This window comes from Bacillus carboniphilus, from assembly GCF_020524035.2.
In the GTDB taxonomy this organism is placed as follows: Bacteria; Bacillota; Bacilli; order Bacillales; family JAIVKR01; genus Bacillus_CC.
The window spans coordinates 1,623,565-1,646,819 of sequence record NZ_CP129013.1; the positions used below are offsets into that span (position 1 = coordinate 1,623,565).

Here is a 23,255-nt window from a genome sequence, read left to right on the forward strand (position 1 = left end):
AGTTTAATATCTCCCATCCTAGCATACCAAAATCAAAAAATAGCTAGACATTTGTCGACTTGTCCTAAAAGCTTTTCATCAATTTCCTACGTTTTTTGCAAATAAGAAAAGCGCAAGTGACCGTATAGAAAATATTGTCTAACCGAAGAAAAACTCAATGCTTTAAAGAAAAGTGTAGTACCAAGAAATCAACTGACTGTCAAATAAAATACTAACGCAACTACCTGCAGTAATAAACGGTGCAAATGGAATCGGACGATTCCGATACAGTGGATTCATGAAAAAGACAAAAAGGGTACCTAGCATATTTGCGAGAAAAAAAGATAAAATCATACCTTTCCATCCTAATACTAACCCTACAATAGCTAATAGCTTAACATCCCCCATTCCCATTTTTCCTCTCGATAAGACAACAATCAAAAAAGAAAGAAAAAACCCTACTAATAACCCTACTATTGAAAATAGCCAATCAGAAAAAAACATTATTTCCACTAGGAAAATAATAAAAAACAAAAGGATCACCTTATTAGGTATGATCATCTCTATTAGATCGGTTACTGTGACTATAAACAAAAAAATATAAAAGGTGTAGGCAATTAAGAGATTTGTGGTGTACCCAAATACCAAGGGAGAAATAACAAATAAACAGCCCATTAACAATTCAACGATAGGATATCGAATTGAGATCGAAAATTGACACGTAGAGCATTTTCCTTTTAAGAGAACGAATGATACAAGAGGAATTTTGTGTATATGTTTAATAGGGGTCTGACACTGCGGACAATAGGAGGATGGCCAAATTAAAGACTGATGATGAACGGTTCGATAACCTACAACATTCACAAACGATCCAATAATTAAGCCAATCATAAAAAGAAATAGATAGATTATTTACTTTCACATCCTTTCAAAATAAGAAAAGCACAAGCGCCCGTATAGTAACGACTGATGATGAACGCGTGCTAATTTTTATCCGTTTTTACTCTATGAAAAAAGTAAGAACAGCTACTACCTGTTCTTACTATATACTATTTGTTGATTCCATTGTTAAAATTTGCGAAACTTTCATTTTGAATCACTAAATCTTTATTTTTACTTATTAATAAGAAACTTTCTTACTTCAGAAATAAAATATAATGATCCTGTAATAACGAGAGGACGATTGTTCTTTTTTGCCTGGTCAGTTGCATATTCAAGCGCTCGCTGCCAATCTTCAATTACTATATGGTGTTGCCTTTCCAAATAGGAGAACATTACATTTGCTTTTTCAGCTTTTGGGAATTGAAAACTAGTTAAAATCATTTTTTCGCAATGAGGAGATAGCATTCTGAGCATCTTTTTGATCGGTTTATTTTGTAATGCAGAAAAAATGATATATGGCTTCTTCTCAAACGATTTCATTGTGTCAATAAGAGTCTCTATAGCTTCTAAATTATGGGCACCGTCCAAAATAATCGTTGGATGATCAGAAACTTGTTCAAATCGCCCTTTCCAAAAAGCTTTTTTTCAAGCCTCTCTTTATATCTGCTTCTTGAATATTGTTAAAGTCTCCCTTTTTTAATAAATCAGCCGCTAACACAGCAAGAGCAGCATTCTTTATTTGATGTTGTCCTTTCATAGAGATCGACAAATGTTGATAAGAACAAAAAGGGGCTTGTACATCAAAGGTTTCCTGATTTGCAAGCGACTGTAACACGTTTATGTAATGTGTATAAAGAAGATAAAGTTAAAGTTGCTTGCTTTTCAATCACGTTCAAAGCCTCTTGATTCTCAACAGCTGTAACAACGGGAACTTCATTTTTAATTATTCCGGCTTTTTGCCTACAGATTTCTTCAATTGTGTCACCAAGTATATCTGTATGATCAAAACCGATATTCGTAATGATAGAAATAATGGGTTTAATCACGTTAGTGGAGTCATAAAGACCTCCGAGTCCCGTTTCGACGATGACTAAGTCAACAGGGTTAAGTTCAGCAAAAAAATAAAACATCATGGCAGTGATAATTTCAAACTCTGTTGCTTCTCCAAGTTCAGCATGTTTCATCTCATCAACAATTGGAGCAACAATATTGACCAATGTGACAAGTTCATCATCCGAAATCATTCTCCCATTTACACTGATTCGTTCATTAAAATATTCAATATAAGGCGACGTAAACGTACCTACAGAGTAATTGGCAGATTGAACAATTTCATTTAAAAAGGTTAAAGTTGATCCTTTTCCATTTGTTCCAGCAATATGAACATACTTTGATTTTTGATGCGGGTTTCCTAGCCTATCCAATATGTAGTTCATTCGATCTATTCCTGGTTTCACTCCAAATTTTAGTTTGGAATGAATCCAATCAATTGCTTCTTGAACATTTGTAACCATTTCTCACCTCAAGTAAAGGAGAAAGTGACTCATGAAACGAGTCACTCTCTGTTTAATATTAGCCTTTTAAATCTTCTATACGTTGCAATACAATATCACGTTTCTCTATATAGTCTTTTTCTTTCTCACGTTCTTCTTCAATGACTTTTTTAGGAGCCTTCTGAATAAAGCCTTGGTTTGATAATTTCTTTTGAACTCGTTCTACCTCTTTCGTTAATTTTTCAAGTTCTTTTTCTAGACGCGTTAACTCTTTCTCAACATCAATTAACCCTTCTAAAGGTAGAATTAACTCTACTCCTGATAATACAGCTGTCATTGCTTTATCAGATGTTTTAATTTGCAGATCTATTTTAAGTTGACTTGGGTTACAGAACCTTTCAATATATTGTTTATTTTTTTCTAACTGCTGTTTAATTTCTTCGGAATTCGCTTTTATTAGTATCGGAATTTTTTTGCTCATTGGTGTATCGACTTCTGCACGAATATTTCGTACCGAACGAATTAATTCAACGAGCATTTTCATTTGTTGAGAAGCTTCCTCGTTCGTTACCTTTGGATCAATTTTAGGCCAATTGGATAAGGTAATCGACGGTCCTTGGTGAGGTAAGCTTTGCCATATTTCTTCAGTAATGAATGGCATGAATGGATGAAGCAATTTCATCGTTTGTTCAAGAACAGACGCTAAAATCGAGCGAGTTATAGCTTTCGCCTTTTCATCTTTACCGTAAAGAGGGATTTTCGCCATTTCAATATACCAATCACAAAAATCATCCCATATAAAGTTGTATAGCTGACGACCAACTTCACCATACTCATATTTTTCTACTAAGTTCGTCACGTTTTCGATCGTTTCATTTAAGCGAGTTAAAATCCAGTAATCTGCAACTGACTTTTCTCCTGATAAATCAATATCCTCATATTGAAGTCCTTCCAAATTCATCAAAACAAACCGAGACGCATTCCATATTTTATTGGCAAAATTCCAAATTGATTCTACTTTTTCATGACTATAACGCAAGTCTTGTCCTGGTGAGCTTCCTGTAGATAAGAAATATCTTAGCGAATCTGCTCCGTATTTCTCAATTACCTCCATAGGGTCTACACCATTACCTAAAGATTTACTCATTTTTCGTCCTTCAGAATCTCGAACGAGACCATGAATAAGAACGTCTTTAAATGGTCGTTCCTCTGTAAATTCTAAACCTTGGAAGATCATTCTAGAAACCCAAAAGAAGATGATATCATAGCCCGTTACTAGTACATCTGTTGGATAGTAACGTTTAAAATCTTCCGCTGTTAAATCTGGCCAGCCCATCGTAGAAAACGGCCATAAGGCAGAGCTAAACCACGTATCTAATACATCTTGGTCCTGCTCCCAGTTTTCAATATCTTTTGGCGGCTCTTGATTCACATATACTTCTCCTGTTTCTTTATGATACCAAGCAGGTATTCGATGTCCCCACCAAAGTTGACGAGAAATACACCAGTCTCGAATGTTCTCCATCCAGTGCAAATATGTTTTTTCAAAACGATTGGGTACAAAATGAACTTTCTCTTCTTCTTTTTTCTGTAATTCAATCGCTTTTTCTGCTAACGGCTCCATTTTAACAAACCATTGTGTGGACAAATAAGGTTCAACAACCGCTCCACTACGTTCACTATGACCGACAGAATGAAGATGATCCTCAATTTTAAATAATACCCCTTCTTCTTGAAGATCATTAACTAACTGCTTTCTTGCCTCGAAGCGGTCTAAACCGTTATATTTACCTGCATTTTTGTTCATTGTTCCATCTTCATTCATAACAAGAACACGCTCTAATTGATGGCGATTTCCTACTTCAAAGTCATTTGGATCGTGTGCAGGGGTTATTTTTACAGCCCCAGAACCAAACTCCATATCAACATAATCATCGGCAACAATTGGAATTTCACGATCAATGATTGGTAGTTTCACTTTCTTGCCAATTAAATGTTGATAACGCTCATCATCAGGATGTACAGCAACAGCCGTATCACCTAGCATTGTTTCTGGTCTAGTTGTCGCGATTTCAATAAAACCAGATCCATCAACTAATGGATATTTCATATGATAAAATGCTCCTTGTACATCTTTATAGATAACCTCTATGTCAGACAAGGCTGTTTTTGTTTGAGGATCCCAGTTTATGATATACTCCCCGCGATAAATAAGTCCTTTATTGTATAGTTTAACGAACACTTCTTGTACTGCTTTTGATAATCCTTCATCTAAAGTAAAACGTTCACGAGAATAATCCAGCCCTAGGCCAAGCTTTGACCATTGACTACGAATGAATTCAGCATATTCTTCTTTCCACTTCCATGTTTCTTTCACAAAATTTTCTCGACCGAGGTCATATCGAGATTTCCCTTCTTTACGTAACTTTCCTTCCACTTTTGCTTGAGTAGCAATACCCGCATGGTCCATTCCAGGAAGCCATAAAACATCATAACCTTGCATTCGTTTAATTCTTGTTGTGATATCTTGCAGTGTTGTATCCCAAGCATGACCTAAATGGAGCTTACCCGTAACGTTTGGTGGGGGAATAACAACCGTATAAGGGGTCTTCGTATCATCGTTTGTAGCTTCAAAAAATTTTCCATTCACCCAAAAATCATAGCGGTTTTTTTCAATTGTATTTGGATCATATTTCTTTGGAATCGAGTTTTCCATTTTTTTACCTCCAGTTTTTCATATAAGAAAGGCGCAAGCGCCCGTTTAGCGACGCAGGTGAAAAGGTACGTCAACTAAGTACAGTCACATCCTGTGACTAACGTTGACGCTAGCACTTCCTGTGCATCGCCGCATGAGATAAAGGAAACACGAAAAGCCGCAGGCTTCGATGTTGACTTATCGTAGAGAGGAGGGCGAAGCATCACCAGTCGCTGGGCGCTGGAGCTAGACAGCAATGTTAGCATATTCTTATAAAGGACAAAGTTTATACATTCTTATCTTTTAAAAAAAGCCCTTTCATCCTCTAAAAAGGACGAAAGAGCTTCGCGGTACCACCTTTATTCATAAAATCATAACAGATCTTATGCACTTGGAACTGTAACGGTTTTTAAACCGACTTCTTCTATTAGGTTTAGAGCCGTTCGAAGAAGTGACTCAAGGGTGACGTAAAATTGACTCTACTTTAAGGAATCTTCCAGCTAATGACTCCTCTCTCTAAAAAGCGATATTCAACTTTTAGCCCTCTCATAGTCGATCACTAAATATTTATATTATCATCGTCAACAAAAAAAGAGTTATGTATACATCTTAAAAAAAAATCGTTTGCCCGTCAATTGAATTAACAAAATAAATTGACTATCAAAGTGACCGGAACACTTTTTTATTTTTCTTCATAAAATGATTCTACAAAAAGAATGAATCGGAGGAATCTACAATGAAAAAGTTCAACCGATATTCGTTGCCCCCTTGGTTAAGTCAAGTTCGTGCTGTTCTTGGACAGTTTATTATCCCCCTAACTGTTTTTCAAGCCTTTCGTACACTTTTTCTTCCTTCAACGATCGATGTCTTCCTACTAGCCATCCTTTTGGGTCTATCATTCGCTTATTATTATGAATGGCTATAAGAAAAGCGGAAGCGCATTGTATAGCCACGACAAGCATAATGTTCAACCTTAGCTTATGCTTGTCTATATATTCTCTCCCCTATTTTCCAAACCAATATATAACTCTTACAAAAACATATTATCCCTATTTAAAAGTAAAATCAACTTTACATAATGTAAAGTTTACTATACAATATAGGTATATTAGTGATATTTACCAATTTGTCCTTAAAGGAGGAGAAAAGATGAAAGTAGTAACTAGAGGTGTTTTCACAATTATTATGCTTATGCTATTTGGATGGCAATTGATTTATTTTTATAACGCCAATATAGATATTGTCCATTTTATCAAAAATGATTCTACTGATTCCTTTATGTTTGAAATTAATATGATCCCTACATTACTTTTAATACTAACTGTTGCTGGTTATTATTTTTTCATTAAAGATGCACGAAAAAATTTCTTTCGTATCAAACCAGATGAATTTGAAGAGAAGGATGAAAGAGAAAAGCAAATTACGAGTCAAGCTTGTAGAACATCCTATGTGAGTATGATGTATGCTTCACCTATCATCTGTGGGCTTTTTGTTTTTTATCCTTTTATATCAGACCTGATCCCTTACTATCCTATCCTTGTTTTTTTATTACTACCTTTAACACAAATTATTACATATCTTATTTCTTGGAGAAGATCCTACTTGAATTAATGAGTTGGTTTCTCAATAGGGAATAGAAAAGGTGATGGGAAATGGAAATAAAAAACCGCGTGAAAGAATTAAGAACCAGACATTACATGACCCAAAACGTATTAGCAGAAAAAGTTGACGTTACGAGACAAACAATTGTTGCGTTGGAAAAAGGAAGCTATGTACCTTCATTGCTTTTAGCGATGAATATTGCACGTGTATTTAACTTACCGATTGAGGATATTTTTTATTTTGAGGAGGACGAAAATTATTAGAAACCTAATCTCATATTGATTAGGTTTCTACCTTTTCTTGATTCTCTTTATCTTCTGTCTCTTTGATTTTCAAAACAACAAACTCGATGTTTTTCATCTGCCATATTTTTTTATTGATGAGTTTACAGCCAGTCATTTCATCTAATTTGCCTTGTTTGAACTCGTTTATCACTTGATATAAGTTATGAGGATACGCCATATAACACATAAAAAGTGATTTTTCCGCCTCTGTCCACTTGCATTGACTTTGATACGTATAAAATAAATTGACACACTCATCACTTATAAAAGGATACTGGTTTAAATACGAGCGATAATAATAAATAAACTCATAAATAGGAGAGGAGTAAGAAGCTTTTTCAAAATTAATTAAATAAGGACTTCCTTCATCATCTATTAGAAAATGATCGGGCGAAAGGTTGCCATGATTTAATACAACCCTTCCTTGCTCCTCTTCTTCTAACTGCTCTACCCATTTTTCCAATTTCTCTAGCGCAAATGTTGTGGAATGACGTGCTTCAATAAAATAAGTGACAGCCTGTAATTCAAAAGGAGACATATACCATCTCTTTTCAGCTTTTTCAATATACGATTCATACTGTTGTTGCTGCTGGAGCCATCTAGCTGATATTTCGTCATAATGCTGCTTAGCCACTTCTTTTTCCAGCTTATTAAAAGTAGAAGTAGCCGTGTGCATTGAACCAACTTCTTTGAAGAACTGTTCTTTTTTTTTGTTTCTCATCAATTTTTTGATTGTCTTGTATCCATGGCATTAAATAATACGAATGACCTTGCTGATCGACTACGTATAATTGTCCATCTATCGAAGGATAAATGGGAACAAACTTATGGTATCCAGCTTGTTTCAGAATCGGAATCGCTGCATTTAACGATGAACGATTTAATACTTTCTTCAAAGCATAAGTCCCTGTATTGGATTGGATTTTCCACACTTTATCAGTATATTGATTAATGTATTGAGGAACAATTTGATAAGCTCGTAGAACAAGTGGCATATCTAATGTTTGTGTATTCAATAATACCACCTTCTTTCAAAGAAGTTAAATGGACAAAGTTTTTACTCCCTCATTAAAGTAACGTTTTCTCTAAATATTTCTGTTTTCCCAGGGTTTCATTTTTCATAAGAAGACTCATTGAATGAAACCATGCGTATAGTTTTCTGATCTTATAAAAAACAGCTATTTAACAAAGTGAATACTTTGCTCGATAGCTGCTACAATACCTAAATAATCTTTTTTACACTAGATAATTAACTGTTTTGCATTGAATAAAGCGGAATATAAACAATTTGCCCCTCTGATACATCATCATCTGCCGATAATTGATTGACTCGTATTAATTGTTGCATACTTACATCATACCGTTCACAAATCGATTCTAAAGAATCCCCTTGCTGAACAATGCAAAGCTTCAACTTTGAAAAATCTTCTTCTTCACTTGTCGTGAAAAGATCCTTTAAATATAAACTGTTGTCATTTGTTCTTTCTTCCTCTTCTTCCTGACCACCTTGATTCATTGGTTGAATGCTTGTCTGATTTATCCCTTGTTCCATTTGATGATTTGGTGTTTGAGGTGAACGAGCTTTCCTCACCTCTACAGTTAATTCATCTTCCTCTTCTTCCTCATAAATGGTATAAAGTTCATGTTCGTCTGTTTCATCTTCATCCAAAAGCGTTTGCACTCTTTCCTCTACTTGAGGTTCTACGATAGGAACATCCTCTTCAAGTGTAGTTGATCGGTAAAGTGCTTCCTGTTCAACATCTTCAATAGATTCAGGTTGTTCTTGAATGCTAACAGACCCTTCTTCACGTTCCGAATTTAATTGAACTTGATCTTGCAAACCACTAATAAGTAAACCAGCTTGTAGTTGGAGACAACGTGTTTCAGGAAAATCATAATCAAAAGAATCAACATTCACATAGATTTCTTCTAAACTATTAATTCGGTCTCTTGGGATCGTTATATCAACAGGAAATCGATTAATAAATTCCGATACCCCATCATCTCTTGTTGTCACTTCATGAATATATCGTGCATTTGGGTGAATAACGGTTGAATCGACTGTATTAAGCTCAGATGCCATTCGGTATTCCCCTGTTAATATTAAGGCTCCTTTAATCGAGACATATTGCTCATGTTCTTGAATGGCTACATCAGGTTCTAAAGACATGTTAACTAGCTCTCTAACTTCCTGTCCTTTTTGAAACCATATGACTTCCTCTACCTCAAAGCGCAATGGAGATTGAGCTTCTGACATGTAAATATCCTCCTTTCAAAACCAAATACGTAACAGAAACATTGATGACATTATAGGTTTATGAGTAAAGTCTTAGGAATATGTTTACTTTTTGATATAAAGAATGCGTCCATGAGTATTTTTTTGAAAATTTTAATAAGAGTTGTTGTTTAGAACCTAGGTAAAATAGTGAGTAGGAGGGTGAGAATGGGGATGTTTATCCAAATAGTTTATGAATTTTTTCTTTATAAGAAAAACCAGGTGTGATTAAAAATCACACCTGGTCCTTTTTGGTGCTCAGAATATCCTCAATCCTGTATTCCTTCCCATGAATACCTTTATAGTATTCAGGATACATGTCTTCTCCACATTTTTCACAGGAGAACATAGGGGGGACGGCTGGATCACCTCCATCCATTAAATCAAAATCTCTTACCACTTGTTGTGGAATCTCTTCTTTTTCATGACACACTAAACAAACAAAGTTGATGCTCTGTTTTGATTGGGCCATTTTTTTTTTTTTTTTCTTGCCTTTTTTCGGTGTTTCGATACTGGTGAAATGATGAATCACCCTTTCTAAATAGGCTCTTGTCGTGGTACACAAGGCCACCTTGATTTCTAGTCTACCATTTTCAAGACAGACTTCTCCCTTGTATTCATAGTAACACTGGCATTTTTCACAAATAAGAGGGTCTCTCTTACCACTTGATACGATTCGTTCCCTCCATGTCTGACGGCGCATTGTTTTCTTTGCTTTCACTATCCAGCGTTTCGCTTTCTGTTGCCATTGACATAAGACTTTTTACTCAAGCCCTTGCATCTCCTTGAATACATCCCATAATGACGAATCGTCTTAAACTGTTCATCTGGGATATGACGAATAAGCCTAGAGATAAATTCCTCTACACTGATCGTTTCTCTCTTTTCTTTTCCGTCTGTCTTATCATGATACGTAAAGGTTACCTTTTGTCCGTCATATGCCTCGATCCGATTCAGTCCTATCGCAGGTCGACGAATATAACGGCCAATATAGCGAAGTTGTTCTTTTACATTCCCTTCCTGTTTTGGCGCATGCACATAGAAGCCCTTCCCATTATTGTGAAACGCCTGTTGTAATCGAGGTTGTATTCTCTTCTTTTCTTTTTCTGACACACCTCTGCGTATGAACTTTAACACCACGGTCTGCCACTGCTTTCTTAACATTTCAAATGGCAGATAATCGTACTGTTTCCATTCCCCCTTTTTCGTAAGACCTCCCATCGTCACTAGCATATGTACATGGGGATTGAAATTCACTCTGGATCCGAAAGTATGTAAGCCTGATATGATTCCAGGGGTCACTTTCGCTTTCTTTTTGAAAAAATCCATGATTAATCATACGCCTCGTCCATCAAATCTTTTAACAGATGGCGATGAAGCAAAAACACATCACGCAGTCCTTCATCAATTGTAAAGATGACATGACGATGATTCACCTGTAAGACCTCTTCTGTTAGTAGTCGACTCCATTCTTCGCTTTCTCCTACTGAACAAGTGGTACAAAATCGACCCTTACAACGATACGGAACCTTCCTGACATCATGGCAACCTTCACAAACAAATAGCTTAAATCCATTTTTGGGATTCCCACACCCTCTGAATTTCTCTATTTCCTTTCTTACTATTGGACGGATTTTAGCTCCATGTTTCTTTTGAAAGTGATCCCAATGGTTATGTTTATCAAAGAAAATTTGTTTTAATATATTATTCTCCATGACATCAAAATACCACAGTTTCTAAGACTGTGGTAGACCCGAAATTATATACTTTCTTATCTTTCAAAAAAAAAGCTGTCCCCGAAAAAATCTTTCGAGACAGCTTCTGTTTTTTTATAAATTAGAAAACGTTTTTTCAATTGCCTGAACAGTATATTCAATATCTTCGTCTGTATGGGCAGTCGATAAAAATAATCCTTCAAATTGCGATGGTGGTAAGAAAATACCTTCTTGGGCCATCATCTGATAAAAGCGAGCAAACATCGTTAAGTCAGATGTTTTGGCTTTATCATAGTTCGTTACCGCTTGATTGGTAAAGAAAAAGCCGATCATCGAACCACCGCGATTAACACAAATAGGAATATTATATTTTTCAGCAGCTGCTATCATTCCTTTTTCTAATTTTGCTGCTTTGCGGTTAAACTCTAGATAACTTTCAAGTGTTAGCTGTTTTAACGTTTCATATCCAGCTGTCATCCCTAATGGGTTTCCAGACAACGTTCCCGCTTGGTAAATCGGCCCGCTTGGAGCAATTCGTTCCATGATTTCAGCTTTTCCTCCATAAGCACCTACAGGTAAGCCACCACCGATAACTTTCCCTAAACATGTTAAGTCTGGTTCGACCCCAAAATATCCTTGAGCACAATGATAGTCAGCTCTAAACCCTGTCATCACTTCATCAAAAATTAACATGGAACCATACTCTTTTGTTACATCTCTTAAGCCTTGTAAGAAACCATGATTAGGTGGTACGACACCCATATTCCCAGCGATTGGTTCTACTATGACTGCCGCTATATCTTCACCAAACTGTTCAAATGCTAGTCGAATACTTTCTAAATCGTTATATGGTACAGTGATCGTATGGCTCGCAATTCCTTCCGGTACACCAGGACTATCAGGTAATCCTAATGTGGCTACACCTGATCCTGCTTTAATTAAAAGAGAATCGCCATGTCCATGATAACACCCTTCAAATTTAATAATTTTATTTCTTCCTGTGTATCCTCTAGCTAGTCTTAAGGCACTCATTGTTGCTTCAGTACCAGAGTTGACCATTCTGATCACTTCTATAGACGGAATTCGATCAATGACAAGTTTCGCTAACTTATTCTCGATTAACGTAGGTGCTCCAAAGCTTGTCCCATCTTCAGTCACTTTTTTTAACGCTTCTACTACTTGATCATTGGCGTGCCCTAAAATAAGAGGACCCCAAGACAATACATAATCTATATATTCATTTCCATCAATATCGTAAATCTTTGAACCTTTTCCCTTTTTCATAAAGATTGGTTCCATTTCGACCGATTTAAATGCACGAACAGGACTGTTCACTCCACCAGGCATCATCGTCTTTGCTTCTTCATAAGCTTTGACCGATTGTTCAAAAGTTTTCATGATGAACCCCTTCCTTATTTCGTTTCTTTTAACCAACGAGCTGCATCTTTCGCAAAATATGTAATAATCAAATCGACTCCTGCTCTTTTCATACTCGTGAGCATTTCAAGTACCACTTGCTGTTCATTAATCCAGCCTTTTTGGCTTGCGGCTTTAATCATGGAGTATTCACCACTGACGTTATAAGCAACAATTGGCAATAACGAGCGATTTTTCACATCTCGGATGATATCTAAATAAGACAGCGCAGGTTTAATAATGAGAAAATCTGCACCTTCTTCGATATCAGAGTCTGCCTCCCGCAAAGCTTCCTTTCGATTAGCTGGGTCCATTTGATACGTCTTACGGTCACCAAATTGAGGACTACTATGAGCAGCATCTCGAAACGGACCGTAAAAAGCGCTTGCATATTTAACCGCATAAGACATAATCGGAACCTCTTTAAAACCTGCTTCATCTAACCCTTTGCGAATTTCGATGACGAATCCATCCATCATATTGGAAGGTGCAATAATATCCGCACCTGCTTTCGCCTGACTAATCGCCGTTTTTACTAATAAGGATAGTGAAGCATCATTATCGACATATCCGTCTTCTATTACCCCACAATGTCCATGACTTGTATACTGACATAAACACGTGTCTGCAATCACAACAAGATCGGGGAACTGCTCTTTAATTTGCGATGTTGCACGTTGGACAATCCCGCATTCATGATAAGCTTCTGAACCAACTTCGTCTTTACTTTCAGGTACTCCAAAAAGAATAATAGAGTTAATGCCAAGTGAAACGATTTCATTAATTTCTTCTTTTAGTAAATCTAAAGAAAGCTGTTCCACCCCTGGCATAGACTGGACAGGATTGCGTTTATTTTCACCTTCAACGACAAAAATAGGATATATTAAATCTTCTACATGAAGCTTTGTTTCTCTAACCATCGATCTCATCGCATGAGAGTTTCTTAATCTGCGATGTCTTGTGAATTTTTCCACAGATTAACATCTCCTTTCAAATAGAGGCACATGATTTCCACCATTCCTTCCACACTATATTGACTCGGCATCAATAAAGGGTATTGGCCATAGCCCAATAAAGCGTCTTTTGTTATCGGACCAATACAAACAAAAATAACGTTTACAAAAAAAGCTTTCCTCAACATAGACCTCATAAATGCGTGGACAGCTGAAGGACTGGTTAATGTAATAAAAACAGGTGAATCATTTTTTATACAGTCTAATAATTTTTCTGTTTGATCATCTTTTATTGTTGTTTCATAAAGAGTTAGTTCTGATACAAGATGACCATTCTCCTTTAAAGTCTCTACTAAATAAGGTCTAGATAAGTTTCCTTTTATAACCGATATTTTTTTCGGGGTTGAACTATTCTTAATCAGCTTTTCAGCTAAATGTTTAGCATCAAATGTTTCAGGAAATAAGGAAGCTTCAAATCCGTATTTCTCCAACGCTTTATTTGTTTTTTTTCCAACTACCGCTATATTTACGTGATGATTTAAGGTGATGTCTAATTTTTCAACATGATGAAAGAAGGCACTGACTCCATTGGCACTCGTAAATATGACCCAATCTTGTTTGTTTATATTCTCTAACTGCTCTTGTACTCGTTTTGTGGATGGAGCGATTTCAAATTCAAGCAAAGGAATAATTCGAGGGACCCCTCCTTTTTCTTGAACGAGTTTAGCAAAAGACTTTGCTTGCTTTTCGCCTCGAGTAATAATTACTTTACGCCCATTAAGCTGCATATCCACTACTCTTCTTCCTTTACTTTATCAATAAGACCTTTGGCACCTTTCTCTGCTAATCTTTTCGCCAAATTTTCTCCCAATTGAACAGGATCTTTACCTCTTCCAGATTCCTTTAAAACAATTTTCCCATCTGGAGAAGAAACGAGCGAAGTTAAGGAGATTTCTTGTTGATCATCTACAGTCGCATAACCCGCTATTGGAATTTGACAACCTCCTTCAAGGCGGTGTAAAAAGGTGCGTTCAGCCATAGTTGTAAGCCTTGTTTCTTCGTCATTTAACTTTGCTAAAAGCGATAACACCTCTTGATCGTTTTCTCTACATTCGATCGCTAATGCTCCTTGACCTACTGCTGGCAAACATAGCTCAGGCTCTAGATATTCAGTCACAACTTCATGACTCCATCCCATTCTTGCAAGACCAGCTGCTGCTAATACAATCGCATCATAAACTTCTGTTTGCAATTTTTTTAACCTCGTATCAATGTTGCCTCGAATCCATTTAATTTCAATATCAGGACGCTTTGCTAATAGTTGTGACGATCTCCTTAGACTACTGGTCCCAACAACCGCTCCTTTTTTTTAATTGTGAAAAAGGAATATGATCCTTAGATATTAGTACATCCCGGTGATCTTCTCTTTCAGGTACACAGCCAATCACTAGACCTGAAGGCAGCTTTGCAGGCATATCCTTCATACTATGTACAGCAATATCAATTTCCTCATTTAACATGGCTTGTTCAATTTCTTTAACAAATAACCCTTTTCCACCCACTTTAGAAAGCGTAACATCTAAAATTTTGTCCCCTTTTGTCACGATTTCTTTCACTTCAAAATCGTAAGGTGCTCCTAGTTCTTTTAGTTTTTTAATGACCCAATTTGTCTGAGTGAGAGCTAACTTACTCCTTCTTGAACCTACGATGATCTTTCTCATTTTCTGTTTTCCTCCTAAGCAATACCTACGAATACCAAATATGAAACTCCGATAAACTACCAAATAAAAAGTAATTGATAAGCAATAATAAAAACGATGCGATGTTTAATAAAGCCACGTCCCTACCTTGTAGCTCCCTAACAATCCGATTATATAAATAAATACTGTAAATAGCGAGGACCGTAAATGAGCCTACTACTTTAGCATCTAACCAAAAAAAGGTAGGGATCACAAGTGAAGCCCAAATAACCCCTAAGATCAAACTTAATAATAAAAGAGGAACTCCAATTACGTTTAAAACGTAACCCATATGATCTAGTTTCGTTAAATCTTGAATTCTTAATAACCGTTTTCCCCATTTTTTTTTCTTCAATAAGTTATATTGAATCATATAAAGAATTGACAACACAAACGACACTGCAAAGGCCGCATAAGATAAAATAGCCATTGTAATATGAATGAGTAATAATTCTGAAATATATTGCTCTGATAAAGAAGTCGATTCAAAACGAGCAGGAGCAAAAATGTGAATTGTCACCATTGCATACCCTATTATATTCGTAAAAAAAACAATAAAATCAATTCCGATAAAGCGGTTTAAGACGAGAGATAACGTTACAAGAACCCAAGCATAAAAATAAAGTCCTTCGGACATGTTCAATACTGGAAACTGACCGGTCATCAACATTTCAGTAAATAAAAAAATGGTTTGTAACAACCAAACAATAGACAACAACCAGAAGGCGATCCGATTGGCCCTCTGGTTATTATGAAGAAAATCAACAAAATATAAAAGTAAAGAAACTGTATAAATGATCAGCATTAACTCATTAATACGAACAAAATTAATATCAAACATAAGTTAGATTCCTTTCAAAAGTTGTTCAAAAAGTTAAAGAGGCTGTTTAAAAAGTCCTACGATGGCCTAGCATCATCGTTAGCTCGCTCGTCGTGGTTGCTACTTAGATGATGGACTTACAAAGGGTTTCAGCTTTTCTATTCAGCGTCCTTTTTCCCTACTTTTTAAACACGCTACTTAGAGAAACATTCCATTGTGATCTCACTCTTTTTGAACACGCACTTTCACTTACATTTGAAGTGAAACGCCCCTTTCACTAAGGCTTTTCTCCTCTTTGCCATGAGGCTACTTTTCTTTGATCTTTTTCTAACTGGATCGCTATTTGTTCTTCAAGATTAAAAATTTGTTTAAATAACTCAAGTTTTTCTTTTGAATGAGACTCACCAGATAGCTCCTTTGCTTTTAAAATAGGGTCGCGTAGCATTTGATTAATAATACTCTTTGTATGCTTACTAATCACTTTCTTTTCACGTTCAGTTAAATCAGGAATTTTCCGTTCAATACTTTCCATTGTATCAGCTTGGATACTTAAAGCCTTTTGTCTCAGAGCAGAAATAACAGGTACCACGCCAAGTTCACCCAACCACTGTTTAAAGAAGACGATTTGTTCTTCAATATATAGCTCTACCTTTTCTGCTACTTGAGAACGTTCTTCTATGTTCGCCTGTACAATTCCTTCTAGATCATCGATATCATATAAGAATACACTATCCAATTCTGAAAGAGCGGGATCTAAATCTCTTGGAACTGCTATATCTATTAATAATAAAGGACGGCCTTTTCTTAGTTTTTCTACATTTTTTACAAATTCTTTTGTTACGACATAATCTGAAGAACCTGTTGAACTAATGACAATATCTGCTTCGACTAAAGCACATTGCATTTCACTCATTAATTTAGCTTGACCAGTGAATCGATCTGCTAAAGAAAGTGCTTTACTATGTGTGCGATTAATAACAGATATGTCTGTCACTCCACTTCCTTGGAGATTTTGAACAGTCAATTCTCCCATTTTTCCTGCACCTAAAATAAGCACATGCTGATTATGCAACGAACCAAATACTTTCTTGGCAAGTTCTACTGCCGCATAGCTGACAGATACAGCATTCGAACCAATATCTGTTTTAGAGTGTACTTTTTTAGCAACTGTGACAGCTTGCTTAAATAGATGATTAAATACCGTACCGGTCGTTTCCACATTTTGAGCAGAAAGAAAACTTGATCGTACTTGCCCAAGGATTTGTGTTTCTCCAATCACCATGGAATCTAAGCCACAAGCCACTCTAAATAAATGCTCTACCGCACTATCATTTTCATAATACTGTAAAAACGGAGCGAATTCTTCTTTCTCAAGATCGAACCATTCTGCTAGAAACGCCTTTAAATAGTAACGTCCAGTATGCAACTGATCAACAACTGCAAAGATTTCTGTTCGATTACAAGTAGATACAATGACGTTTTCTAATACACTTTTTTGATTCTTAAGCTTTTTCATAGCCGTGGCAAGTTCTTCGGCTTTAAAACTTACTTTTTCACGGATCTCTACCGGGGCAGTTCTATAATTTAGGCCGACTGCAAGTATATACATCTTTAGATGTCCCCCCCAACGAATCTATACTCATTAGTTTCCATTATATCATGTCCCATTTGATCAGCCAGAAATAAAATGTGAAGAAAATATGAAATAAGAAAACATTAAACCTATATCTAAAAATACACTCATTTATCCAATATATTTATTCCAACTTGTACAATATCAGAATACAACAACTCAAGCAAGCTATACTAAATGACTAATAGTTATTGTTTGTTTCAGGAAGAAATATATACCAAGGAAACCTCATTTTAAAATATCAAAAGGCCAGTATAGTATAGTAAAAGCCAAGAATGCTGTTTTTTCAACATTCTTGGCTCTTTAAAATACTCTTATTTAATACCAAAGTGGAATTTTTAGACATCTTCTTTTAAGCAAGGGGAGTAATTAATCTTACTACTTCATTAGTTTTTTTAATATTCCCCAAGCTTCGTCTTTTCCTTGACCAGTTTCTGAAGAAAATAAAACGAGAAAATCAGTAGGTTCTAAGTTTAACGTTTCTTTGACAACCTTCAAATGCTTTTGCCATTTTCCTTTAGGAACTTTGTCTGCTTTTGTTGCTATAATGACTGCAGGAATGCCGTAGTGTTTTAAAAATTCATACATTAGCACATCATCCTGTGTCGGTTTATGCCTAACGTCCACGATGAGAACCACCGCTTTCAATGGCTCTCGTGTCGTCATATACGTTTCAATCATTTCACCCCATGCTTCACGTTCTTTCTTGGACACTTTTGCATATCCATAGCCAGGAACATCGACAAAATAAAACTCCTCATTAATTAAGAAGAAGTTTAATGTTTGCGTCTTTCCTGGTTTAGAAGATATTCGCGCCAATCCTTTTCGTTGCAGCATCTTATTAATAAAGGACGATTTTCCAACATTGGACCTTCCAGCTAACGCAACTTCCGGTAGATCGTCACCTGGATATTGACTAGGTTTTACTGCACTAATAATAATTTCCGAACTTGTTACCTTCATTTTTCCTCTCCTACTAGAGCATGCTTTAATACTTCATCTAAGTGAGAAACGAGAACGATTTTCAAGTCTTCTCTCACACTATCTGGTATATCTTCTATGTCTTTTTCATTATCTTTTGGAATAATAATTTTCTTCAGACCTGCTCGGTGCGCACTAAGGGATTTCTCTTTTAAGCCTCCGATTGGTAATACCCTTCCCCGAAGCGTGATTTCTCCAGTCATCCCTACTTCTTTATTCACAGCTCTTCCCGTTAAAGCTGAAATAAGGGCTGTCGCCATCGTAATTCCTGCTGAAGGACCATCTTTAGGAATGGCCCCTTCAGGTACATGAATATGAATATCGTTTTTCTCATGAAAATCTTCATTTATATTTAACTCAGTAGCATTTGAGCGAATATAGCTAAATGCTGCCTGAGCAGATTCTTTCATAACATCTCCTAGTTTTCCTGTTAAAATCAATTTCCCTTTACCAGGAGATAAAGATACTTCAATAAATAGGGTGTCTCCACCAACGGTTGTATAAGCTAATCCAGTTGCTACACCTACTTGATTCTCGACTTCAGCCTGACCATAACGAAACTTATTTTTCCCAAGAAATTCATGTAAGTTTTTCGGAGTTATGACGATCTTTTTTTCGTTCTTCCGATACAATTAATTTGGCTGCTTTTCGACAAATGGATGCAAGTTGTCTTTCTAAACCACGTACACCAGCTTCTCTAGTATAATAACGGATAATATTTATCACTGCTTTTTCACGTATTTGCAATTGAGATTTTTTCATCCCATGTAATTCAAGTTGCTTAGGAAGTAAGTGATCTATAGCGATATTTGTTTTCTCTATTTCGGTATAACCTGCAATAGAGATCACTTCCATTCGATCACGAAGGGGACCAGGAATCGTCGCTAAATTATTGGCAGTCGCAATAAACATGACATTGGATAGATCGTAAGGTTCTTCAATATAGTGATCACTAAACGTATGGTTTTGCTCAGGATCTAGCACTTCAAGGAGAGCAGAAGAAGGGTCACCTCTAAAGTCATTTGACATTTTATCCACTTCATCAAGCAAAAAGACGGGGTTAATCGTTTCTGCTTTTTTCATTGCTTGAATAATTCTCCCAGGCATAGCCCCGACATAAGTTCGGCGATGACCTCGAATTTCAGATTCGTCTTTTACCCCACCTAATGAAATACGCACAAAAATTTTCTGTTTAGCGATTTGGCAACAGAGCGAGCCTAAAGATGTTTTCCCTACTCCGGGAGGACCTGCTAAACAAAGGATGGGTCCTTTTAAAGAGTTCGTTAATTTGCGAACAGCTAAATATTCCAACACTCTTTCCTTTACGATTTCTAAACCATAATGATCTTCATTCAAAATATTTTCTGCACGATCGATTTCTAACTGATCTTCTGTTGCATCAGTCCATGGCAATGCCAATAACCAGTCAATATATGTACGAATAACACCACTTTCAGCAGAGGAAGATGGAACCTTTTCGTAACGGTTTAATTCCTTTTCCGCTACATCTTTTACGTTCTTTGGCATACCTGATTTCTCAATTTTTTCTCTTAATGTTTCGACTTCATCTGTTTTTCCTTCTTTACCACCTAATTCTTTTTGTATGGCCTTCATTTGTTCTCTTAAATAATACTCTTTTTGCGTTCGTTCCATTGATTTTTTTACACGTTGACCAATTTGTTTTTCTAAATTAAGCACTTCTTTTTCATTATGAATCGTTTCAATCACTTTACTTAATCGCTCTTTTATATCAATGGTTTCTAAAATATCTTGTTTTTCTTCAACTTTAATTGGTAAATGAGAAGCAATGATATCAGCTAATCGACTAGGCTCTTTAATATCAATAACCGTAGCATACGTCTCGTTCGTTAATTTTTGCGACATTTTTATGTATTGATTAAAATATTCTAGTGCCTTTCTCATTAAGGCTTCAATTTGAGCCCCTTGCACTTTTTGTTCAGAAATTTTATTCACTTTAACAAAAAAATAATCCTCTCGATCAGAAAAATCAACAATTTGAGCACGTTGTAACCCTTCAATTAACACTCGAATGGTTCCGTTCGGAAGTTTGAGCATTTGTTTTATTTTTGCTAGCGTACCGATTTTAAATACATCTTCTCTAGATGGCTCTTCAATGGAAGCTTCCTTCTGAGTAGAAAGAAAAATGATTGAATCATCCATCATCGCCCGTTCCAACGCTTGAACAGATTTGTCTCGACCTACATCTAAATGTAAAACCATAGATGGAAAAACTAATAGGCCACCTCTAAGCGGTAAGAGAGGAATATTCACCTCATCTTTATTCGCCATTTTTCAACACCTCCATGACGATAGTATGACTATTATAATATAAAGAGTCGTATTTTGTCTCATCTTATCTTATCACTAAGAACATGTCTAGCATCACTTTATGGACCCTTCCTCTAAGAGGAAATCCATAAAGGTTCAAACGAATTATTTATAAATATAGGACGTTATATTTTTGAGTCTTGAGTGGATTTCAAATTGATCTCTTCTACCATTTCTGTTGGTGGATTGACTAAAACAATATCCAAAACCTCTTGGAAATGCCTCACTGGGACAATTTCTATATCATTTTGTACATTCACTAACCCTTTTAAATTTTCATATGGAATAATGACTTTTTTAGCACCTGCAAGCTTCGCCGCTTTTATTTTTGGCACAACACCACCTATTGGTTTAACAATTCCATGAATACTTAATTCTCCAGTCATTGCGATTGTATGATCAATAGGGATCTTATGAATAGCAGAGAAGATGCCTACTCCCATTGCTATTCCAGCACTAGGACCATCAATAGGGACCCCACCTGGAAAGTTAACATGAATTTCGAACTCTTCTGCTTTAATGCCCATTGATTTTAATACAGTCATAACATTTTCAATTGAGCCCCTTGCCATGCTTTTTCTTCTAACCGATTTTCCTTGTCCACCAATACTCTCCTCTTCCACAATTCCTGTAATATTAATTGAGCCTTTTTCATTCACAGGAATGACTGTTACTTCTATTTCCAATAATGAACCTGAGTTTGGACCTTGAACGGCTAAGCCATTAACTAAGCCAACTTTTGCATCTACTCCTATTTTCGGGTCATAACGAGGGGTGAGCTGACTTGAATGAATAACCCATTTAATATCTTCATGTGAGATAAAATTTCGATCTTCTGTTAATGCCATACCAGCTGCAATTTGAATAATATTAATAATCTCCCGCCCATTTTTTGCATAAGAGGTTAACGTATGTATACTAACTTCATCCAGATTCATGTTAATTTTCTCTGCCGCTTTTCGAGAAACAATGGCCAGTTCATCACGATCCAAATCTCGATAAAACACTTCTAAGCATCGGGATCTAATCGCAGGCGGGATTTCAGAAGGGGATCTAGTTGTTGCACCAACTAAACGAAAATCAGCAGGTAAGCCCCTTTGAAAAATTTCATGAATATGAGTTGGGATATTTTGATTTTCTTCACTATAATAAGCACTTTCTAAAAACACTTTGCGATCCTCTAATACCTTCAACAACTTATTCATTTGAATAGGATGCAATTCACCAATTTCATCAATAAATAAAACCCCACCATGGGCATTCGTAACTGCTCCTTGCTTAGGCTGTGGAATACCTGCTTGCCCCATCGCCCCAGCCCCTTGATAAATAGGGTCGTGAACGGAACCAATTAACGGGTCTGCAATACCACGTTCATCAAACCTAGCGGTTGTTGCATCTAATTCGACAAAAACGGCATTTTTTTTAAAAGGGGATTTTTGGTTTTTTTTTGCTTCTTCCAATACTAATCTAGCCGCTGCAGTTTTCCCTACTCCTGGTGGCCCATAAATAATGACGTGTTGTGGGTTGGGACCACATAAGGCTGCTTTTAGCGCTTTAATTCCATCCTCTTGTCCCACAATATCTCCAAAGGATTTTGGTCTAATTCTCTCTGCTAATGGTTCCGTTAACCGAATTGCCCTCAGCTTTCGAAGTTGTTCCATCTCTTTTTTTGATTCTTTGTCTAATGAGACCTTTTGTGTACGTTGGTTTCTTAACAAATTCCAAAAATATAACCCAATAATGACACCAAAAAATAATTGAATGAAGAGGGCAATACTAGTAAAACTCATAACGGATACCTCCTAAGATAATTGTTATCTTATTATCTCCGAGGCCCCAACCTAGTAAACATCATCCTGCAAATTAAAAAATGTATAGTTTACCACTATAAATATTTTCTGGTAACTAAGAAAAGCACAAGCGACCGTTTAGCGACGAAGGGGCTTGAGCACTTCGTATGAGATAAAGGAAACACGAAAAGCCGCAGGCTTCGATGTTGACTTATCATAAGGAGAAGGGCGAAAACTTACGAGTCGCTGGGCGCTGGAGCTAGACAATAAGAAAAGCACAAGCGACCGTTTAGCGACGAAGGAGCTTGAGCACTTCGTATGAGATAAAGGAAACACGAAAAGCCGCAGGCTTCGATGTTGACTTATCATAAGGAGAAGGGCGAAAACTTACGAGTCGCTGGGCGCTGGAGCTAGACAATAAGAAAAGCGCAAGCGACCGTTTAGCGACGAAGGGGCTTGAGCACTTCGAATGAGATAAAGGAAACACGAAAAGCCGCAGGCTTCGATGTTGACTTATCATAAGGAGAAGGGCGAAAACTTACGAGTCGCTGGGCGCTGGAGCTAGACAACAAGAAAAGCGCAAGCGACCATTTAGCGACGAAGGGGATAAAAGAACAACACTCAAATAACAAAAACATGCCCAAACACA

At 36.5% G+C, this 23,255-nt stretch carries 20 protein-coding genes, 2 pseudogenes and 1 other annotated feature; of the genes and pseudogenes, 3 read left to right on the forward strand and 19 right to left on the reverse strand.

What is annotated here, in order from left to right:
- Positions 1–162: 162 nt before the first annotated feature.
- The 4 genes from LC087_RS08345 to LC087_RS08360 form a co-directional block, all read right to left on the reverse strand.
- Positions 163–870, reverse strand: coding sequence for a prepilin peptidase (locus LC087_RS08345; RefSeq protein ID WP_226542159.1), 708 nt, complete (start codon positions 868–870; stop codon positions 163–165).
- 222 nt (positions 871–1,092) lie between these two features.
- The gene (locus LC087_RS08350; protein WP_306020627.1) at positions 1,093–1,449 is read right to left on the reverse strand and encodes a glutamate ligase domain-containing protein; all 357 of its coding nucleotides are present in this window, start codon (positions 1,447–1,449) and stop codon (positions 1,093–1,095) included.
- 212 nt (positions 1,450–1,661) lie between these two features.
- Positions 1,662–2,375 (reverse strand): bifunctional folylpolyglutamate synthase/dihydrofolate synthase, encoded by a 714-nt coding sequence (locus LC087_RS08355; protein ID WP_306020629.1) that lies wholly within the window; start codon positions 2,373–2,375, stop codon positions 1,662–1,664.
- A 58-nt stretch (positions 2,376–2,433) separates the two neighbouring features.
- Positions 2,434–5,070 carry a valine--tRNA ligase gene (locus LC087_RS08360; RefSeq protein WP_226542163.1) on the reverse strand — a complete coding sequence of 879 codons (2,637 nt, stop codon included), beginning with the start codon at positions 5,068–5,070 and terminating at the stop codon, positions 2,434–2,436.
- A 306-nt stretch (positions 5,071–5,376) separates the two neighbouring features.
- Positions 5,377–5,608: a binding site (T-box leader), on the reverse strand.
- A gap of 177 nt (positions 5,609–5,785) precedes the next feature.
- Here LC087_RS08360 and LC087_RS08365 point away from each other — a divergent pair.
- From LC087_RS08365 to LC087_RS08375, 3 genes are all read left to right on the forward strand, one after another.
- Positions 5,786–5,974 (forward strand): hypothetical protein, encoded by a 189-nt coding sequence (locus LC087_RS08365; RefSeq protein WP_226542166.1) that lies wholly within the window; start codon positions 5,786–5,788, stop codon positions 5,972–5,974.
- A 224-nt stretch (positions 5,975–6,198) separates the two neighbouring features.
- On the forward strand, positions 6,199–6,660 hold the full coding sequence (locus LC087_RS08370; protein ID WP_226542168.1) for a hypothetical protein: 462 nt from the start codon (positions 6,199–6,201) through the stop codon (positions 6,658–6,660).
- Positions 6,661–6,701: 41 nt separating this feature from the next.
- Positions 6,702–6,914: a helix-turn-helix transcriptional regulator gene (locus LC087_RS08375; protein WP_226542170.1), complete on the forward strand. Its 213-nt coding sequence runs from the start codon at positions 6,702–6,704 to the stop codon at positions 6,912–6,914.
- 19 nt (positions 6,915–6,933) lie between these two features.
- Here LC087_RS08375 and LC087_RS08380 read toward each other — a convergent pair whose 3' ends face one another.
- From LC087_RS08380 to lonB, 15 genes and pseudogenes are all read right to left on the reverse strand, one after another.
- Positions 6,934–7,611, reverse strand: coding sequence for a phosphotransferase (locus LC087_RS08380; protein WP_306020632.1), 678 nt, complete (start codon positions 7,609–7,611; stop codon positions 6,934–6,936).
- On the reverse strand, positions 7,586–7,951 hold the full coding sequence (locus LC087_RS08385) for a protein kinase family protein (RefSeq protein ID WP_306020634.1): 366 nt from the start codon (positions 7,949–7,951) through the stop codon (positions 7,586–7,588). The genes LC087_RS08380 and LC087_RS08385 overlap by 26 nt, the downstream gene beginning before the upstream one ends.
- A 233-nt stretch (positions 7,952–8,184) precedes the next feature.
- The gene (gene spoVID, locus LC087_RS08390) at positions 8,185–9,192 is read right to left on the reverse strand and encodes a stage VI sporulation protein D (RefSeq protein ID WP_226542174.1); all 1,008 of its coding nucleotides are present in this window, start codon (positions 9,190–9,192) and stop codon (positions 8,185–8,187) included.
- Positions 9,193–9,445: 253 nt separating this feature from the next.
- Positions 9,446–9,610 (reverse strand): hypothetical protein, encoded by a 165-nt coding sequence (locus LC087_RS19905; protein WP_306019610.1) that lies wholly within the window; start codon positions 9,608–9,610, stop codon positions 9,446–9,448.
- A 22-nt stretch (positions 9,611–9,632) separates the two neighbouring features.
- Positions 9,633–10,925: pseudogene (locus tag LC087_RS19910) on the reverse strand (IS91 family transposase).
- A 114-nt stretch (positions 10,926–11,039) separates the two neighbouring features.
- The gene (gene hemL, locus LC087_RS08410; protein WP_226539273.1) at positions 11,040–12,323 is read right to left on the reverse strand and encodes a glutamate-1-semialdehyde 2,1-aminomutase; all 1,284 of its coding nucleotides are present in this window, start codon (positions 12,321–12,323) and stop codon (positions 11,040–11,042) included.
- Between the two features lie 14 nt (positions 12,324–12,337).
- The gene (gene hemB / locus LC087_RS08415) at positions 12,338–13,270 is read right to left on the reverse strand and encodes a porphobilinogen synthase (RefSeq protein ID WP_264189834.1); all 933 of its coding nucleotides are present in this window, start codon (positions 13,268–13,270) and stop codon (positions 12,338–12,340) included.
- Between the two features lie 14 nt (positions 13,271–13,284).
- Positions 13,285–14,082 carry a uroporphyrinogen-III synthase gene (locus LC087_RS08420; RefSeq protein WP_226539288.1) on the reverse strand — a complete coding sequence of 266 codons (798 nt, stop codon included), beginning with the start codon at positions 14,080–14,082 and terminating at the stop codon, positions 13,285–13,287.
- Positions 14,083–14,087: 5 nt separating this feature from the next.
- Positions 14,088–15,015 (reverse strand): annotated as a pseudogene (hemC, locus tag LC087_RS08425) (hydroxymethylbilane synthase).
- Between the two features lie 25 nt (positions 15,016–15,040).
- Positions 15,041–15,874 carry a cytochrome C assembly family protein gene (locus LC087_RS08430; RefSeq protein WP_226539270.1) on the reverse strand — a complete coding sequence of 278 codons (834 nt, stop codon included), beginning with the start codon at positions 15,872–15,874 and terminating at the stop codon, positions 15,041–15,043.
- Between the two features lie 256 nt (positions 15,875–16,130).
- Positions 16,131–17,462, reverse strand: coding sequence for a glutamyl-tRNA reductase (hemA, locus tag LC087_RS08435; RefSeq protein WP_306020643.1), 1,332 nt, complete (start codon positions 17,460–17,462; stop codon positions 16,131–16,133).
- A 402-nt stretch (positions 17,463–17,864) separates the two neighbouring features.
- Complete coding sequence (yihA, locus tag LC087_RS08440) at positions 17,865–18,449, reverse strand: ribosome biogenesis GTP-binding protein YihA/YsxC (RefSeq protein ID WP_226539268.1); 585 nt, start codon at positions 18,447–18,449, stop codon at positions 17,865–17,867.
- Positions 18,446–19,099 carry a S16 family serine protease gene (locus tag LC087_RS19645; RefSeq protein ID WP_371932664.1) on the reverse strand — a complete coding sequence of 218 codons (654 nt, stop codon included), beginning with the start codon at positions 19,097–19,099 and terminating at the stop codon, positions 18,446–18,448. The genes yihA and LC087_RS19645 overlap by 4 nt, the downstream gene beginning before the upstream one ends.
- Positions 19,047–20,777 carry an endopeptidase La gene (gene lon, locus LC087_RS08445; protein ID WP_371932665.1) on the reverse strand — a complete coding sequence of 577 codons (1,731 nt, stop codon included), beginning with the start codon at positions 20,775–20,777 and terminating at the stop codon, positions 19,047–19,049. Before lon ends, LC087_RS19645 begins: the two co-directional genes overlap by 53 nt.
- 164 nt (positions 20,778–20,941) lie before the next feature.
- On the reverse strand, positions 20,942–22,606 hold the full coding sequence (gene lonB, locus LC087_RS08450) for an ATP-dependent protease LonB (protein WP_226539266.1): 1,665 nt from the start codon (positions 22,604–22,606) through the stop codon (positions 20,942–20,944).
- Positions 22,607–23,255: the final 649 nt, after the last annotated feature.